The organism is Thiogranum longum, assembly GCF_004339085.1.
In the GTDB taxonomy this organism is placed as follows: domain Bacteria; phylum Pseudomonadota; class Gammaproteobacteria; order DSM-19610; family DSM-19610; genus Thiogranum; species Thiogranum longum.
Genome location: NZ_SMFX01000001.1, coordinates 233792 through 251069, shown reverse-complemented (window position 1 = coordinate 251069; position 17278 = coordinate 233792). Strand labels below are relative to the sequence as shown.

The following is a 17278-nucleotide window of genomic DNA, read 5'->3' as shown; positions in this document are numbered from 1 at the left end:
TGCTGCTCGCGCCATACTCAGAAGAGCGGCTCAGCCGAAGTTCCTGACGACTCACCCGACCCACCGGCTCCTGCCGGCTGGCTATACTGGCGAGGCGCATACTCGGGACGGAAGATTTCGAAGATCCCGCCGCTCTGTCCGGGCGGCATGCGCAGGCCGGTCTTGGGGTCGATACGCACTGTAATCAGGCCAGGCGGCGGCTGCAGCACCGATTCAGGTACACCCTTCAGAGCTTCACCCATATACGACATCCACATCGGTAACGCGGCACGGCTGCCGGTCTCTCCATTACCCAGCTGTTGTACCCGGTCATACCCCACCCACACCGTTGTTACCAGTTGTGTATTAAAGCCGCAGAACCAGGCATCACGCTGGTCGTTGGTGGTCCCGGTCTTACCGGCAAGGTCATTGCGACCCAGCGCCATGGCCCGGCGCCCGGTTCCACGACGAACTACATCCTGCATCATCGAACTCATCAGGTAGACGTTTGCCGCATCGACTACCCGCTCCGCGTAAACCGGTTCGGGCTCTTCGACGGCCTGTGAAAGCCCGTCCTCGGCAACTTCGGCTGCAGTGCCGGTATCTTCTACAGCCGGATTGTCATTCGGTGTTTCCTCTGCAGCGTCCTGCGCCAGAGTGTCGGCTTCTCCGTCGTCCTCATCAGGTTTGCAATCATCGCAGGTAAGCACCGGACGGGCACGGAACAACGTCTCGTTGTTTACATCACGTACTTCCTCGATAAAAAATGGCTCGACGTAAAACCCGCCATTGGCCCAGACACTGTAGGCTCGCGCCATTTCCATAGGGGTCGCGTTACCACTGCCGAGCGCGAGAGAAAGATCCCTGGGAATCTGATCCGGCCGGAAACCGAAACGTTGTACATAACGTGCCGCATAGCGCGGACCGATGGCACGCAACAGGCGAATGGAGACCAGGTTGCGTGAACGTGTTAATGCCTCGCGCATGCGCGTCGGGCCATAAAACTTGCCACTGTAGTTTTCTGGCCGCCAGGTAGTTTCCAGCGACGAGTCATCAAATACCACCGGGGCATCGTTAAACAGGCTCGCCACGGTGTAGCCCTTGTTGAGTGCGGCTGAATAGATGAAGGGCTTGAAACTGGAGCCGGGTTGTCGTTGTGCCTGTACCGCCCGGTTGAACTTGCTGAGATAGAAATCAAAACCACCCACCATGGCCTGCAAGGCGCCATCCCCGGGCCTGACCGACACCAGCGCACCCGATACATTGGGTAACTGCGCCAGCCGCCAGCGGCCTTCCTCAAGCGGCTGGACATAGACAATATCACCGCGCCCGAGGACTTCGCTGGCCTTTTCGAGTTTGGGGCCACGCTGGTTTACGGTAATATAGCGGCGGGCCCAGACCAGACCCTCCTCGCCAATCTCGATCGGGCTGCCATCCCGCAGGACAAGCTGTGCGGACATACCTTCGACCTTGAGAACCAGGGCCGGCTTTAGTGGCCCGTAGGGACGTATGTCCTTCAATTCAACGGCAAGCTGCTTATCGTCAAAGTCATCCGGCAGCTCTATATGGCGCACAATACCGCGATAACCATGTCGCTGATCGTAGTCCAGCAGAGCCTTGCGCACACTGGCGTTGGCCGCACGCTGCCGCCCTGCATCCAGGGTAGTATGGACATTGTATCCGGCGCTGTAGGCCTCATCGCCATAACGTTCAAGCATGTAGCTGCGCACCATCTCGGCCACCCAGGGGGCCTCCAGCTCCACCGCCGCCTTGTGCAGGCTGGCATTGTCCAGGGCGTCCAGCGCATCGCGGTAGGTGTTCGTGTCGAGGAAACCCAGCGAATACATACGTCCGAGCACATAGTTCCGCCGCTCAAGCGCACGCTTCGGATTACTGATCGGGTTATTCGCCGAGGGAGCCTTCGGCAGACCGGCAATCATGGCAATCTGCGGGATCGTAAGCTGATCGATATCAACACCGTAATACACATGTGCCGCCGCACCGATGCCGTAGGCACGATGACCAAAATAAATCTTGTTCAGGTAAAGTTCGAGAATCTCCTGTTTGCTCAGGTAGCGCTCGATTTTCAACGCCAGAAAAATTTCAGTCAGCTTGCGCAGGTAAGTCTTCTCGCTGCTCAGGAAAAAATTACGTGCCACCTGCATGGTGATGGTACTACCACCCTGACGCTTTTCACCGGTACTGATTAATTTGACCACTGCACGCACCAGCCCCTGATAGTCGACACCGGGGTGCTGGAAGAAGCGATCATCCTCGGTTGCCAGGATGGCATCAATAACGGCCTGGGGAAGTTGTTCATAGCGTACAGGCTCTCGATGTTGCTCGCCGAACTCTGCAACCAGCTCCCCCGTATGAGCATAAACCCGCAGCGGCACCTGTAACTGGACATCCTTGAGGCGTTCAATGGGCGGCAACTGGGGTGATATATAAAAGAATGCAGCAACAATGACGATAAGTACTGCTGTCGAGAGTGCGAACACTGAGGCAAGCAAAAAACGCAAGAATCGGGTATGAAGTGTCATATATTTGGCGGAGATGTGATGGGGTTCAAAATTAAAATCAAAAGGATTCCTAAACTTCAGTATAAAGCGTCCGATACTCTGAATCGAACCCAAGAGGATAAAGAGCACTTGATTGACAATGATTTGGTGTTGCTCTCTAATCCATAACCGTATCAATACACTGCAATTGCAGTGAATTTAAAGGGAAATAACGGTGCAGATCGCGCAACTGTTTACACGGAAAAAACCGCCGGTGGTGGGGCTGGATATCAGCTCATCCGCGGTCAAATTACTCGAACTCAGCCGAAACGGGAACCGCTACCGCGTAGAAAGCTATGCGGTCGAACCCTTACCGCCCAATTCTGTCGTCGAAAAGAACATCACCGACGTGGAAGCCGTGGGTGAGGCCGTTCGGCGAGCGATGAAGCGCGCGGGCGCCCATACCCGCAACGCCGCAGTCGCAGTTGCCGGCTCTTCGGTGATCACCAAGGTGATTCCGATGCCGAACAACCTGTCGGATGACGAACTCCACAGTCAGATAGAGATGGAAGCGGACCAGTATGTTCCCTATCCACTGGAAGAGGTCAGCCTGGATTTTGAGGTCCTTGGCCAGTCTGACAACAACCCGGATACGGTTGACGTACTGCTCGCCGCCTGCCGGACGGAAACCGTCGATATGCGGACTGCTGCCGTGGAAAACGGCGGGCTGGATATCAAGGTCGTCGATGTCGAGGCTTACGCCACGGAAAATGCCTTCCAGCTGTTACTTGACCAGGTACCTGACCACGGTGCCGACAAGACGGTCGCAGTAATCGATGTAGGCTCGACGATGACAACGCTCAATGTTGTCCACGACAGCAAACTCATCTATACCCGTGACCAGGTCTTCGGTGGCAAACAGCTCACCGAGGAAATCATGCGTCGCTACGGGCTGTCCTACGAAGAGGCCGGGATGGCCAAACGCCAGGGCGGACTGCCTGAGAATTACGAGCCAGAGGTGCTGGAACCTTTCAAGGAAGCCATGTGCCAGCAGGTCAGTCGCTCACTGCAGTTTTTCTTCGGGTCCAGCCAGTACAACAGCGTAGAGCAGATTATCCTCGCAGGCGGCAGTGCCTCGGTTCCTGGCGTCACCGACCTGTTACAGGAACGTCTCGGCGTGGAAACACTGGTCGCCAACCCGTTCGCCTCCATGTCGCTGTCTTCGCGCGTGAAACCACAGTCACTGAGCAATGATGCACCGGCACTGTTGATCGCCTGTGGACTGGCACTGAGGAGTTTCGACTAATGGCTCATATCAATTTACTCCCCTGGCGCGAAGAACTTCGCAAAGAGAAACAGCAGCAATTTGCAGTCATCGGCGTTGGCAGTGCTGTCGTCGGTGGACTCCTGGTGCTGTTGACGCACATGCAGATGAACGGTCTTATCGATCAACAGAACAATCGCAACAAGTTTCTTGAGACTGAAATCGCCTCTCTTGATAAAAAAATCGCCAGGATCAAGGACCTTGAGAAAACCAAGACAGCCCTGCTCGCACGCATGGACATCATCCAGCAACTGCAGCACAGTCGTCCCCAGAGCGTTCATTTGATGGATGAACTGGTCTTCACGCTGCCAGACGGTGTTTTCCTGAATACAATTACACAGAAAGGCGCCTCACTGACAATGAGTGGCGTAGCACAGTCCAATGCCCGTGTATCCGCCTATATGCGCAACATCGATAATTCACAATGGATAGGGAAGCCACGCCTGGATGTTATTGAAACCAAGGAAGACGAGAAACGTCGGACCGCAACCTTTGTGTTGCGTGCCAATCAGATTGCTCCGTCTGAGGAAACCACGGAGGGAAATAGCTGATGGATCTTTCAGAACTCAATGAACTTGACCTGAGCAACATCGCCAACTGGCCGTTGCCGGCAAGGGTTTTCGTTATCGCCGTGATCTTCACCGGCGTTCTGGCTGCAGGTTACTGGCTCGATATCAAGGATCAGCGTGCCCAGCTCGAAAAATCCGAGCGCACGGAAGTCGAACTGCGGACAACGTTTGAAAACCGTGCACGGAAAGCCGCCAACCTTGAAGCCTACGAACAGCAACTGGCAGAAATGCGTGAATCATTCGGTGCCATGCTGCGACAGCTCCCGAATAAAACCGAGGTTGCGGAACTGCTGGTGGATATCTCCCAGACCGGTCTCGCAGCAGGCCTGGAATTCGAACTGTTCAAACCACAGGCCGAGGTACCGAAGGAATTCTATGCAGAACTTCCCATCAGTATCCGCGTCAAGGGCGACTACCACGAATTCGGAGAATTCGTTAGCGGTATAGCTGCGCTTCCGCGTATCGTTACGGTCCACGATGTGAACATCAGTGATAATAAGGAAGGCAAACTTACCATGGACATCCTTGCGAAAACCTATCGTTATATGGATGAAGAAGAGGAAGAAGGGGGCGCCCAATGATGCATCATTCACCGGGGAAACTGAATTCACTCGTGCGGTTCGCTGCAGCTGGTCTGTTGGCCGGCAGTATTGCAGGCTGTGCCGGCAACAATACCGAAGATCTGCGTAGCTACGTTGACTCGGTAAAATCCAGGCAAACTGCCCGTGTAGAGCCATTACCTGAGTTCTCACCTTTTGAGACGCATCTCTACCAGGCTATGGATGCCCGTGATCCATTCACGCCACCTTCGTATTCAACGCCAAAATCCCAGGTTGCACATGCTTCGAACGGCGGCATTTCCCCCGACTTCAACCGACCTCGCGAGCCACTCGAGTCTGAGCCACTGGATGGCCTGCGCATGGTTGGAACACTTGGACGTGATGGTATGTCATGGGCACTGGTACGTATGAGCGACAGCACCATACACCGGGTCAAACCGGGGAATTATCTTGGCCAGAATCATGGCAAGATTGTCAGTATCACTGAATCCGAAGTTGAAGTAACCGAGATCGTGCCTGATGGCCTCGGGGGATGGATAGAACGCCAGGCATCACTGGCACTCAGCGAGTAATTGGAGATAAAAACGATGAATGCAATTCACACAATGTGGAAGGATGCCGCGAGAATCGCAACGTGGTCAGCTGCCCGTACACTAAACAGGTTTCTTGCCCTGGGCATGTTGTTGTTTGCCACCAGCTTGCAGACTGCAGGTGCAGCCGCGCCACAGCTGAACAGCCTGAAAGACATTAACTTTGCAGGACTACCCGGCAATCAGGTACAGATCACTTTTGAACTGAGTCAGCCTGTTTCAAACCCGGCGAGCTTTACTATAGACAACCCGGCACGTATTGCTTTCGATCTGCCCGCTACAAAAAGCGAACTTGCCAAACGTTCACAATCCATCGGCATAGGTCCCGCCAAGAGCATCACGGCGGTCGAGGTCAAGGGTCGTACCCGCGTTGTACTCAATCTGTTTGAGATGGTGCCCTACGAAACCCGCACCGATGGGAACAAGATTATTGTTGTTCTCGGGACTGCCGGCCAGCGTGTCAGCGCGCCTGCTGCCACTGCTCCCGCTGACAGCACCACTGCGAGCATCTCACCAACGATCACCAGCGTAGACTTCCGACGTGGTGAGCAGGGTGAAGGCCGCGTTATAGTCACCCTGTCCGATCCTTCCATCCCGGTAGACATGCGACAGGAAGCCGGCAAGATTGTTCTGGACTTCAGCGGCGCCACGCTGCCAGAAGAACTGGAGCGCCGTCTGGATGTCACTGACTTTGCCACACCGGTGAAACTGGTTGATACCGAGAACAAGAGAAACGGTGTTCGCATGGAAATTACACCGATTGGCGAATATGAGCATCTTGCCTACCAGAGCGACAACCAGTTCACGGTAGAAGTTCGCGAAACTACCAAGGAAGAAAAGGAGCTGGCCAAGAAAGAGCAGTTTGGTTACACCGGCGAACGCCTGTCCCTGAACTTCCAGGATATCGAAGTCCGCTCCGTGCTCCAGTTACTGTCTGACTTCACCGGCCAGAATATCGTGGTCAGTGATTCCGTCACCGGCAACCTGAGTCTGCGCATGCAGAATGTACCCTGGGACCAGGCTCTGGATATCGTGCTGAAAACCAAGGGCCTTGCCAAGCGTGAAAACGGCAATGTCATCCTGATCGCTCCGAGTGAGGAAATCGCCGCACGCGAAAAACTTGAACTCGAATCGATGAAACAGATCGAGGAACTGGCACCACTGTATTCTGACCTCATCCAGGTCAACTACGCCAAGGCCACTGATCTTGCCGAACTGCTGAGCAGCGAAGACAGCTCACAGATGTCGGAACGCGGCAAGGTATCTGTTGATGAACGCACCAATACGCTGCTCATCCAGGATACCGCTGATAAACTGGAACAGATCCGTCGCCTGGTATCCCGCCTGGATATACCGGTACGCCAGGTACTGATCGAGTCGCGTATTGTTCTGGCCAACAATGACTTCACCCGCGAACTGGGCGTCAAGTTCGGCCTCAGCCACAACAGTACGGCGCGTGACAACGAAACCCAGTTCGTACTGGGCGGCAAGCAGAACGGCGATGTGAATTACGCCGATACCATCACCGCCTATGAAGTCCCGGGCGGCAGCAGTAACGAAGGTCTGCTGGTCAATCTTCCTGCCACCAACCCGTCCGGCGCACTGGGTATCGCACTGGGCAAACTGGGCAGCAACCTGCTGGCACTGGAACTGAGTGCCATGCAACTGGAAGATCGCGGTGAAATCATCTCAAGCCCGCGCGTCATTACTTCCAATCAGCAGGAAGCCGTTATCCAGCAGGGTGTTGAAATCCCTTACCAGCGGGCATCATCCAGTGGCGCCACGGCTGTCACCTTCAAGGAAGCTGTTCTGGAACTGCGGGTCACACCCCAGATCACACCGGATGATCGCATTATCATGGATCTCAAGGTCAGCAAGGACAGCGTCGGCCAGATCTTCTCCGGTGTACCCAGCATCGATACACGAAATGTCGAAACACGGGTACTGGTTGATAATGGTGAAACCCTGGTACTGGGCGGCATCTACGAGCAGGCGCGCGGCAAGGAAACGGAACGTGTTCCCTTCTTTGGTGAGCTGCCGGGTGTAGGCTGGTTGTTCCGAACCGATCGAAAAACCAACGAAAAGAGCGAAATGCTCATCTTCGTAACACCCAAACTTATCAAGCAGGGCATCAGTATCCAGTAGCCCGACTTGTACACAGCCTGAATTTCTGGCATATCTGCCCGGCATGAAAATGTCGGGCAGTTTTTTTTTGGTCGGCCCCATGGGGGCCGGCAAATCCACCATTGGCCGAAAACTGGCGCGTACTCTGAACCTTCAGTTCATTGACAGCGACCGGGAAATCGAGGCCAGAACCGGTGTCGATATTCCATTAATCTTTGAATTGGAAGGAGAATCCGGTTTTCGCAAGCGCGAACAAGAGGCCATTGATGAGCTATCGGCCAAACCGGGGATCGTACTCGCCACCGGTGGCGGGGCTGTACTGGATGCGCAAAACCGCAAGCATCTGGCCAGCCGCGGCAATGTCATATACCTGCAGACTTCCGTCGACCAGCAGCTGCAGCGCACTGCACATGATCGAAACCGCCCACTGCTGCAAACCGACAATCCTCGTGAGAAACTGGAGCAGCTGCTCGCCGAGCGTGACCCGCTTTACCGGGAAATCGCAGACTTTGTTATCGAGACCGACGGTTGCAAGGTACGTGACGTGGTACAGAAAATCACTCACTTTGTTGAGGAAAACCGGTCACCCCCTTATCCTTGAGCAATGATCAAACAAACCCTGCAACTTGAACTTGGCGAACGCAGCTACCCGATCCATATCGGGCCAGGCCTGCTGTCCCTCACTGCGCTCTATGAACCGGCCATTCGCGGGCGCCAGGTGATGGTCGTCAGCAACAACACGGTAGCCCCGCTTTATATGGATACTGTCTGCGAAGCACTGCAGGATTACCGGCTCGAGCGACTTATCCTGCCGGATGGCGAGCAATACAAAACGCTCGAAGTACTGAATACCATTTTTGATGCGCTACTGGAGAAACGCTTTAACCGTTCCTGTTGCCTGGTAGCGCTTGGCGGAGGTGTGGTCGGCGACATGGTTGGCTTTGCCGCCGCCTGCTATCAGCGGGGTGTAGATTTTATCCAGATCCCGACCACCCTGCTGGCCCAGGTAGATTCCTCGGTCGGCGGCAAGACCGGTGTCAACCATCCGCTCGGCAAGAACATGATCGGCGCCTTCCATCAGCCCCGGCTGGTGCTTGCAGATACCGATACACTCAGCACGCTGGATGACCGCCAGCTCTCGGCCGGCATTGCAGAAGTCATTAAATACGGACTGATTGAGGACCGTGAGTTTTTTGAGTGGCTTGAAGCCAACATAACTCGCCTGCTGGAGCGCGATACCGAGGCGCTGGTTTACGCTATCGAGCGTTCCTGCCGCTGCAAGGCGGAGATTGTCGCCGCTGATGAGCGGGAAAGTGGCAAACGTGCCCTGCTTAATCTTGGCCACACCTTCGGGCATGCCATTGAAACCGGCATGGGATACGGTAACTGGCTGCATGGCGAGGCGGTGGCCGCCGGCATGGCCATGGCTGCAGACCTGTCTGCGCGCCATGGCTGGATAGACAACACTGATGTGAGTCGCATCAGGGCCCTGCTCAAGAAAGCAGGCCTGCCGACCGATCCACCCGGGGATATTTCCAGCGACCGCTTCCTTGAACTCATGGCAGTTGATAAAAAAGCCATGGATGACGGTCTGCGGCTGGTATTGCTCGACGCCATCGGAGCAGCGAAGATTACAGCTGATTACGACCATGGGCACCTCGATGAAACACTCAGCCGGAAACTGCCGATGACAGGTTCATGAACAGTCTGCCAGATGAATTCGGGCACGAAACCGGGCTGGCGCCCTATGCAGCAAGGGATGCTATATCTGCCGGACGCCGCCATGACGAACCACCACCGAATTACCGCAGCGAGTACCAGCGAGACCGTGACCGTATAATTCACGCCGCTGCATTCCGCCGACTGGAATACAAAACCCAGGTATTCGTGAATCACGAAGGTGACCTGTTTCGTACGCGCCTGACACATTCCATCGAAGTAGCGCAAATTGCACGATCCATAGCACGCGCACTGCGGCTGAACGAGGACCTGACAGAAGCCATCGCGCTGGCGCACGATCTTGGACACACACCCTTCGGGCATGCCGGCCAGGATGCGCTCAACGGTTGCATGAAAGAATACGGCGGCTTCGAACACAACCTGCAATCACTGCGTGTCGTTGACGAGCTGGAAGAAAAATACGCCGACTTTCCCGGCCTTAACCTGACCTTTGAAACACGTGAAGGCATCCTCAAACACTGTTCACCGAAAAATGCCGCAGAACTGGGCGATGTCGGAGAACGTTTTCTGCACAAACAGCAACCCGGCCTTGAAGCCCAGCTCACAAATCTTGCCGACGAAATCGCCTATAACAGTCACGATGTCGACGACGGGCTACGCGCCGGCCTGATCGAGGTTGGACAACTCAATGAAGTGCCATTATTCGCCGAGCAATACAGCGAAGTCACACAACGCTACCCTGCACTTTCACAACGGCGCGTCATTCACGAAGTCGTCAGGCGCTTGATAAATTGCCAGGTTGTAGACCTGGTCGAAACCAGCCAGGTGCAACTGGCCGAAGCATGCCCTGCGGACCTCGATGCTGTCCGCAGACAACCTCAGGCACTCATCACCTTCAGCGACGCCATGCGTGAACGCAACCTGGAACTGAAACGTTTTCTGCGCAACCAACTGTACAGGCACTATCGCGTACACCGGATGAGCGCCAAGGCCAGGCGTGTTATTCGCGACCTGTTCATTGCTTTTAACGAGGATCCGCAGCTGTTACCGGATGAAGCACAGGAACATGTTACCGCCCTTCGGGTCGAACATGGAGAAAGCGGGCAGGCGCGGGGCGTTGCAGACTATATTGCCGGTATGACCGACCGCTATGCCATTGGCGAACACCACCGGGTATACAATCCGGGAGAACTGACTTGAGCACAGTGTGCCTGGCAGAGACAAAACATGCGCATTTATATGCAGATCCCGCCCGGCGACGCCGGCCCACCAAGGTTCTATCACCTGCACCTGCAGGAAGACCTGATCGATGGCTGGACACTTGTGCGTGAATGGGGATACCAGGGTGCTGGCGGACGTATGATCAGGGATCACTATACTGATCGCGAACAGGCGGAAGAAGCCATGATGTCAATACGGGACGCCCAGCTGAAAAAAGGTTACCAGGTTGTGTTTATGCAGGCACAGACATGAACGAAACATCAGTCGCTGGACAACCCGACTACCTGCAAGCCTGGTCATTGCGACGCCATCCATTCGGGGAACAAATCGATCCGGAGTTTTTCTACGCCGGCAGCACGTTATCGCAGCGGCTTGACCTGCTTACCCATCTGGTCCAGTTCAGTGAGTCGATTGTTGTTGTAAACGGCCCTCCCGGCAGTGGCAAGACCACGCTACTCGATCAATTTCTGAGGCACGCCAATCCGCAATGGATTATCTGCGCTATCGACGCTGGCCAGGGCGACCCGCTGTCCGAAAGCCTCGCTCAGACAATGGGTGTTTCGCCGGGTGAAGATGCGCAAACACTGCTCGCACGCTGGGCAGCACAAAGCGAAGCTTCTCAACAACTGATTATTGTGATCGACAATACCGAACAGCTCGACGAAGCTGCCTGCCGGCGTATTTGCGAACTGGCCGACCTGCCGGATGGTGACCGCCTGCATATCGTACTGTTCGGGACAGCTGAGGCCACCCGGAATATTCGCGCCATGCTGGAGCAGCTGGGCAGCGAACACACCTGCCAGGTCCTGGATATCCCCAGGCTGACAGAAGAAGAAACGGCAGCCTATCTCATGTATCGAATGGCTGTTGCAGGCTACAGTGGCGAAAGTCCATTTACACCAACTGAAGTGCGCGCTATCTGTAAATCTGCAGGTGGCAGACCCGGACATATCAACCGGCTGGCGAATGAATCCCTTGTCGACCACCACATGCGCGCCAGGATCAAGAAGCGCGCCCCCATACAGCGCGGACGAAAAAAAAACAGCGCGCCGGTCTGGGTCGGGGCCTCGCTTGCCATTGCGCTACTTGCCGGCTACCTTGGCTGGCAACGCCTCACCCCGACCGAACCACCTGTCCGGGACTCGGGAACGGCTGAACAGGAGCTGCCGCTCATTCTTCCTGCTGAAACTATCGATAGCGGGCGCCTTGTACAGGACCTGAAACCTTCCGCTGGAGAGGCGCCTGCCAACACGGACAAAACCACTTCCAGCCAACCCGTCACAACAGTAACAACGGCCGAACCAGTAAATACACCCTCGGCTATACCATCCGTGACAAATACCGAAGCAAACCGCCCGCTACCCGCCAGGGATGTCGGACCTGAACCGGCAGAACCGGCCTCTGCCAATGCTGCATCAGCTACAGCTGAAACAGGCACAACACGCCCGGTCAGCCCAGGCCCGCCTGATACATCCCAACCAACCCGGCCTGCCCGACCAGAAATACCTCCCGCCCTGCAAGCCAGGGCAGCAAAACCTGAAACACAACAATCTGCTGTGAAAACCGCACAACCACACCGCGAAAACTGGCTACTGCAGCAATCCCCTGATGCCTTCACTCTTCAGTTACTGGGGTCGCGCGATCCTTCCTCCATTCTGGACTACATCAAAAGCAATTCTCTGGAACCTGACACTGCGGCTTTTTACCGGGGTCGATACCGTAATGCCGACTGGTATGTGCTGCTTTATGGCCTCTATCCCGACAAGGCTGCCGCGCTGGCCGCGCGCAGTGCATTGCCGGACAAGGTACAAAATGCCAAACCCTGGCCACGCACCCTGAAATCTGTCCAGGACAGCATCAATGCAGCGCAATAAATCGCCATAACTCCGGGCAAGGCAAATTCCGCAGAGAAACCGGGGTTTAACCCCGAAAAACGCTGGCGTCAGAGGCCTATCTCCATTATTCTTTCCGGCCCAAATTTTTACGTTCGGGTTGTACCACCCCCCCAGATTCGGGCGTGGGTGGTTTTGTGTGCGCATATGCACAAGCTACTGAATAATAAGCTAGTTAACCAGAGGTCGGGTATGAGTCACGGGGCTTTTCCGGAAAAGCAGGGTCTGTATGACCGCGAAAACGAGCACGACGCCTGCGGCGTTGGTTTTGTTGCCCATATCAAGGGCGAGCAAACCCATGCCATTGTCAGGCAAGGCTTGCAGATCCTTGAAAATCTGACTCACCGTGGCGCAGTTGGCGCCGACCCACTGGCCGGTGACGGCGCCGGTATCCTCATACAGATGCCGGATGCTTTCCTGCGCGAGGAATGTGCCACACTCGGTTTTGAGCTCCCCGCACCGGGGACCTATGCCGTGGGCATGGTGTTCCTGCCACAGCCAGCCCGGACCCGCACGGAATGTGAAGCATTAATCGAGCGGATTGCCCGCGAAGAAGGCCAGGAAGTGCTCGGCTGGCGCGATGTTCCGGTGGATAACAGCGGCCTTGGACAGAGCGTCAAGGACGTGGAACCCGTGGTTCGCCAGGTTTTTATCAACGGCGGCGGTGACTGCCCGACCCAGGATGATTTCGAGCGCAAACTGTTCATTACCCGCAAGGTAATCGAGAACACCGTGCGTGACTCCGACTGGGAAGGTCGTGAGAACTTTTATATCCCGTCTTTCTCCAGCCGTACCCTGCTGTACAAGGGCATGCTGCTGGCCAACCAGGTCGACACTTATTTCAGGGACTTGCGTGACGAGCGTATGGTGTCCGCGCTGGCACTGGTGCACCAGCGTTTCTCAACCAATACCTTCCCGTCGTGGGACCTGGCTCACCCGTTCCGTATGATCGCCCACAACGGCGAGATCAATACCCTGCGCGGCAATGTCAACTGGATGCGTGCACGCCGGCACTCCATGGCATCAGAACTGTTTGGTGCCGACCTGGAAAAAGTCTGGCCGCTGATTCCGGAAGGCCAGAGTGACTCGGCCTGTTTTGACAACGCGCTGGAACTGCTGGTTGCCGGAGGGTATTCCATGGCACACGCCATGATGATGCTGATCCCGGAAGCCTGGGCCGGTAACCCGTTGATGGACGACCAGCGTAAAGCCTTCTATGAATACCACGCCGCGCTGATGGAGCCGTGGGACGGCCCGGCCGCTGTGGCCTTCACCGATGGCCGTCAGATCGGCGCTACCCTGGATCGTAACGGCCTGCGCCCGGCGCGCTACCTGATTACCGATGACGACCTGGTGGTAATGGCCTCGGAAATGGGCGTACTGAACATCCCCGATGAAAAGATCGTCAAGAAGTGGCGCCTGCAGCCGGGCAAGATGTTCCTCATCGATATGCAGCAGGGCCGCATCATCGATGATGCTGAACTCAAGGAATCACTGTCCTCCAGTCATCCCTACAAGACGTGGCTGGACAAGACACAGATTCACCTCAAGAACCTGCCTGCCCAGGTTAATGATGTTGAAGGAAACCCGGATACGCTGCTCGACCGTCAGCAAGCATTTGGTTTCACCCAGGAAGACCTCAAGATCCTGATGAAGCCCATGGCGGCTACCGGTCAGGAAGGCATCGGTTCGATGGGTGCCGACAACCCGGTTGCCGTGCTGTCGAGCAAGGCCAAGCCACTGGCAAACTATTTCCAGCAGAATTTCGCCCAGGTCACCAACCCGCCGATCGATCCGATCCGCGAGGAACTGGTCATGTCGCTGGTCTCACTGATCGGCCCGCGCCCGAACCTGCTGAGTCTGCACTCGGGCGGCGAGCACATGCGCCTGGAAGTGACGCAACCGATCCTCACCGACAAGGATCTGCAGCGTATACGCGATATCGAAGTGGCCACTGACGGTGCATTTAAAACCTGCACACTCGACATATGTTACCCCGCCGATCTCGGCCCGGCCGGTATGGAAAATGCCGTGGACTCACTGTGCCAGCAGGCTGAGCAGGCTGTACGTGATGGCTATAACATTCTTATCCTGTCCGACCGGTCTGTCGATGAACAGCGCATCCCGATCCCCGCGCTGCTCGCCACATCGGCCGTACACCATCACCTGGTGCGTGAGGGCCTGCGCACGGAATCAGGCCTGGTCGTTGAAACCGGTGCGGCCCGCGAAGTCCACCAGTTCGCAACGCTGGCCGGTTATGGCGCCGAGGCTATCAACCCGTACCTGGCTTTCGAGACCCTGGCTTCCATGAAGGATGACCTTCCGGAAGACCTCGATCAGAAAGAGATCAACAAGCGCTACATCAAGGCCGTTGGCAAGGGCCTGCTGAAAGTCTTCTCCAAGATGGGAATTTCCACCTATCAGTCCTATTGCGGCGCGCAGATCTTCGATGCCGTGGGCCTGAAGCAGTCGTTTGTCGATAAATACTTCACCGGCACCGCCAGCATGATCGAAGGCGTCGGTATCGAAGAGATTGCAGAGGAATCTGTACGCTGCCACAGGGACGCCTACGGCAACAACCCTGTTTTCGAAGATGACCTGGACGTCGGCGGCGACTACGCCTGGCGCGTGCGTGGCGAAGACCATGTGTGGACACCACAGACCATCGCCAAACTGCAGCACGCCACACGTGCCAATGACGCCAAAACCTTCTCCGAATTTTCGACACTGGTCGATGAACAGAACGAACACCTGAAAACCCTGCGCGGCCTGTTCGAGTTCAGGTTTGCCAAAGATCCGGTGCCGCTCGATGAAGTCGAATCGGCGAAGGACATCGTCAAGCGTTTCGCAACCGGCGCCATGTCCTTCGGCTCCATTTCCTGGGAAGCGCATACCACGTTGGCCGTTGCCATGAACCGTATCGGCGGTAAATCCAATACCGGTGAAGGTGGTGAGGAACGTTCACGCTTCAAACCGATGGAAAATGGCGACTCCATGCGTTCCGCCATCAAGCAGGTGGCATCAGGCCGCTTCGGCGTTACCACTGAATACCTGGTCAACGCCGACGACATCCAGATCAAGATGGCGCAGGGCGCCAAGCCCGGCGAAGGCGGTCAGCTGCCCGGCCACAAGGTCAATGACTGGATTGCCAAAGTGCGCCATTCCACGCCGGGTGTCGGCCTGATTTCACCGCCGCCGCACCACGATATCTATTCCATCGAAGATCTGGCGCAACTGATCCATGATCTGAAGAACGTCAATCCGAAAGCGCGCATCAGCGTTAAACTGGTGTCGGAAGTCGGTGTAGGCACAGTTGCTGCGGGCGTTTCCAAGGCGCACGCGGACCATGTGACCATCGCCGGTTACGATGGCGGCACCGGCGCTTCACCGCTGACATCCATCCGTCACGCCGGCAGCCCATGGGAACTGGGGCTTGCTGAAACTCACCAGACCCTGGTATTGAACAAGCTACGCGGACGTATCGCTGTACAGGTCGACGGCGGTATGCGCACCGGTCGCGACGTTGTTATCGGCGCACTGCTGGGTGCCGACGAGTTCGGTTTCGCCACTGCACCGCTGATCGTGGAAGGCTGCATTATGATGCGCAAATGCCACCTCAACACCTGCCCGGTCGGTGTTGCCACCCAGGACGAAACACTGCGCAAGCGCTTTGTTGGTCAACCGGAACACGTGGTGAACTACTTCTTCTTCGTCGCCGAGGAAATTCGCCAGCTGATGGCGAAGCTTGGCTTCCGCACCATGAACGAAATGATCGGTCGTGCAGACAAGCTGGACATGCGCAAATGCATTAGCCACTGGAAAGCGCACGGTCTCGACTATTCACGCATACTGCACATGCCCAATGTCCCGGATACCGCTGTTTACAACTGCGAAACCCAGGACCATGGTCTCGACAAGGCGATCGACAACGCGCTTATCGAGCAGGCCGGACCAGCACTGGAACGTGGTGAACCTGTCAGGATTGAAACGCCTGTCTGCAATGTTAACCGCACCGTCGGTACCATGCTGTCCGGCCGCGTCGCTGAACGCTATGGCAATGAAGGCCTGCCCGACGACACCATTCACATCAAACTGGACGGTGTGGCCGGACAAAGTTTCGGCGCCTGGGTGATGCAGGGTGTAACACTGGAACTGGAAGGCGAAGGTAATGACTACGTCGGCAAAGGTCTGTCAGGTGGACGGCTGGTAATCTACCCGCCCGCCAACTGCCCGATCGTGCCGGAAGAAAACATTATCGTCGGCAACACTACGCTTTACGGCGCAATATCGGGTGAATGCTACTTCCGCGGCGTTGGCGGTGAACGCTTCGCCGTACGCAACTCCGGTGCAAGTGCTGTTGTTGAAGGTGTGGGAGACCATGGTTGCGAGTATATGACCGGCGGCGTGGTGGTCGTGCTGGGTGAAACCGGACGTAACTTTGCAGCTGGCATGAGTGGCGGTATCGCCTATGTGCTGGATGAACAAGGCAACTTTGAATCGCGCTGCAACCTCGCCATGGTGGAACTGGAACCGGTACCGGAAGAAGACGAGGCACTGGAAGAACTGGAACACCAGGGCGGCGATCTGGAAACCCACGGCAAGGTCGATATCAGCACTGACATGACACGCTATGACGCATTGCGACTGCATCGGCTGATCGAGAAACACCACCGCTATACCAACAGCAGTGTTGCGAAAGACATACTCGACAACTGGAACGCGATGTTGCCGAAATTCGTCAAGGTCATGCCGGTCGACTACCGCCGCGCACTGCAAGAAATGAAACAGGCACAGGCCGACGAACTGGCCGCTGCAAGCTAAAACCTCGGGACTGAACT

The 17278-nt window shown here is 56.1% G+C and carries 12 protein-coding genes; 11 read left to right on the top strand and 1 reads right to left on the bottom strand.

Annotation, left to right across the window (positions count from 1 at the left end; translation table 11 throughout):
- Positions 1-17: 17 nt before the first annotated feature.
- Positions 18-2522, bottom strand: a complete 2505-nt coding sequence (locus DFR30_RS01185) for a penicillin-binding protein 1A (protein ID WP_132970934.1) — start codon at positions 2520-2522, stop codon at positions 18-20.
- 193 nt (positions 2523-2715) lie between these two features.
- Here DFR30_RS01185 and DFR30_RS01180 point away from each other — a divergent pair, with 193 nt between their 5' ends.
- The 11 genes from DFR30_RS01180 to gltB all read left to right on the top strand — a co-directional run bounded on the left by DFR30_RS01180 (position 2716) and on the right by gltB (position 17261).
- The gene (locus tag DFR30_RS01180; protein ID WP_341539287.1) at positions 2716-3786 is read left to right on the top strand and encodes a pilus assembly protein PilM; all 1071 of its coding nucleotides are present in this window, start codon (positions 2716-2718) and stop codon (positions 3784-3786) included.
- Positions 3786-4355: a PilN domain-containing protein gene (locus tag DFR30_RS01175; protein ID WP_132970933.1), complete on the top strand. Its 570-nt coding sequence runs from the start codon at positions 3786-3788 to the stop codon at positions 4353-4355. Before DFR30_RS01180 ends, DFR30_RS01175 begins: the two co-directional genes overlap by 1 nt.
- Complete coding sequence (locus tag DFR30_RS01170) at positions 4355-4954, top strand: type IV pilus inner membrane component PilO (protein WP_132970932.1); 600 nt, start codon at positions 4355-4357, stop codon at positions 4952-4954. Before DFR30_RS01175 ends, DFR30_RS01170 begins: the two co-directional genes overlap by 1 nt.
- Positions 4951-5505, top strand: coding sequence for a pilus assembly protein PilP (locus tag DFR30_RS01165; protein ID WP_132970931.1), 555 nt, complete (start codon positions 4951-4953; stop codon positions 5503-5505). The genes DFR30_RS01170 and DFR30_RS01165 overlap by 4 nt, the downstream gene beginning before the upstream one ends.
- Positions 5506-5610: 105 nt before the next feature.
- The gene (locus tag DFR30_RS01160; protein WP_132970930.1) at positions 5611-7668 is read left to right on the top strand and encodes a type IV pilus secretin PilQ; all 2058 of its coding nucleotides are present in this window, start codon (positions 5611-5613) and stop codon (positions 7666-7668) included.
- Positions 7669-7711: 43 nt separating this feature from the next.
- Positions 7712-8248 carry a shikimate kinase AroK gene (gene aroK, locus DFR30_RS01155; RefSeq protein ID WP_132970929.1) on the top strand — a complete coding sequence of 179 codons (537 nt, stop codon included), beginning with the start codon at positions 7712-7714 and terminating at the stop codon, positions 8246-8248.
- A gap of 3 nt (positions 8249-8251) precedes the next feature.
- The gene (gene aroB / locus DFR30_RS01150) at positions 8252-9349 is read left to right on the top strand and encodes a 3-dehydroquinate synthase (RefSeq protein ID WP_132970928.1); all 1098 of its coding nucleotides are present in this window, start codon (positions 8252-8254) and stop codon (positions 9347-9349) included.
- Positions 9346-10527, top strand: coding sequence for a deoxyguanosinetriphosphate triphosphohydrolase (locus tag DFR30_RS01145; RefSeq protein WP_132970927.1), 1182 nt, complete (start codon positions 9346-9348; stop codon positions 10525-10527). Before aroB ends, DFR30_RS01145 begins: the two co-directional genes overlap by 4 nt.
- 27 nt (positions 10528-10554) lie before the next feature.
- Entirely contained in the window at positions 10555-10800 is a 246-nt protein-coding gene (locus DFR30_RS01140; protein WP_132970926.1) for a WGR domain-containing protein, read from the top strand.
- Positions 10797-12422: an AAA family ATPase gene (locus DFR30_RS01135; RefSeq protein ID WP_132970925.1), complete on the top strand. Its 1626-nt coding sequence runs from the start codon at positions 10797-10799 to the stop codon at positions 12420-12422. The genes DFR30_RS01140 and DFR30_RS01135 overlap by 4 nt, the downstream gene beginning before the upstream one ends.
- Before the next feature lie 210 nt (positions 12423-12632).
- A complete protein-coding gene (gltB, locus tag DFR30_RS01130; protein ID WP_132970924.1) occupies positions 12633-17261 on the top strand; it encodes a glutamate synthase large subunit in 4629 nt (1542 codons plus the stop codon).
- The last annotated feature ends 17 nt before the right edge of the window (positions 17262-17278 follow it).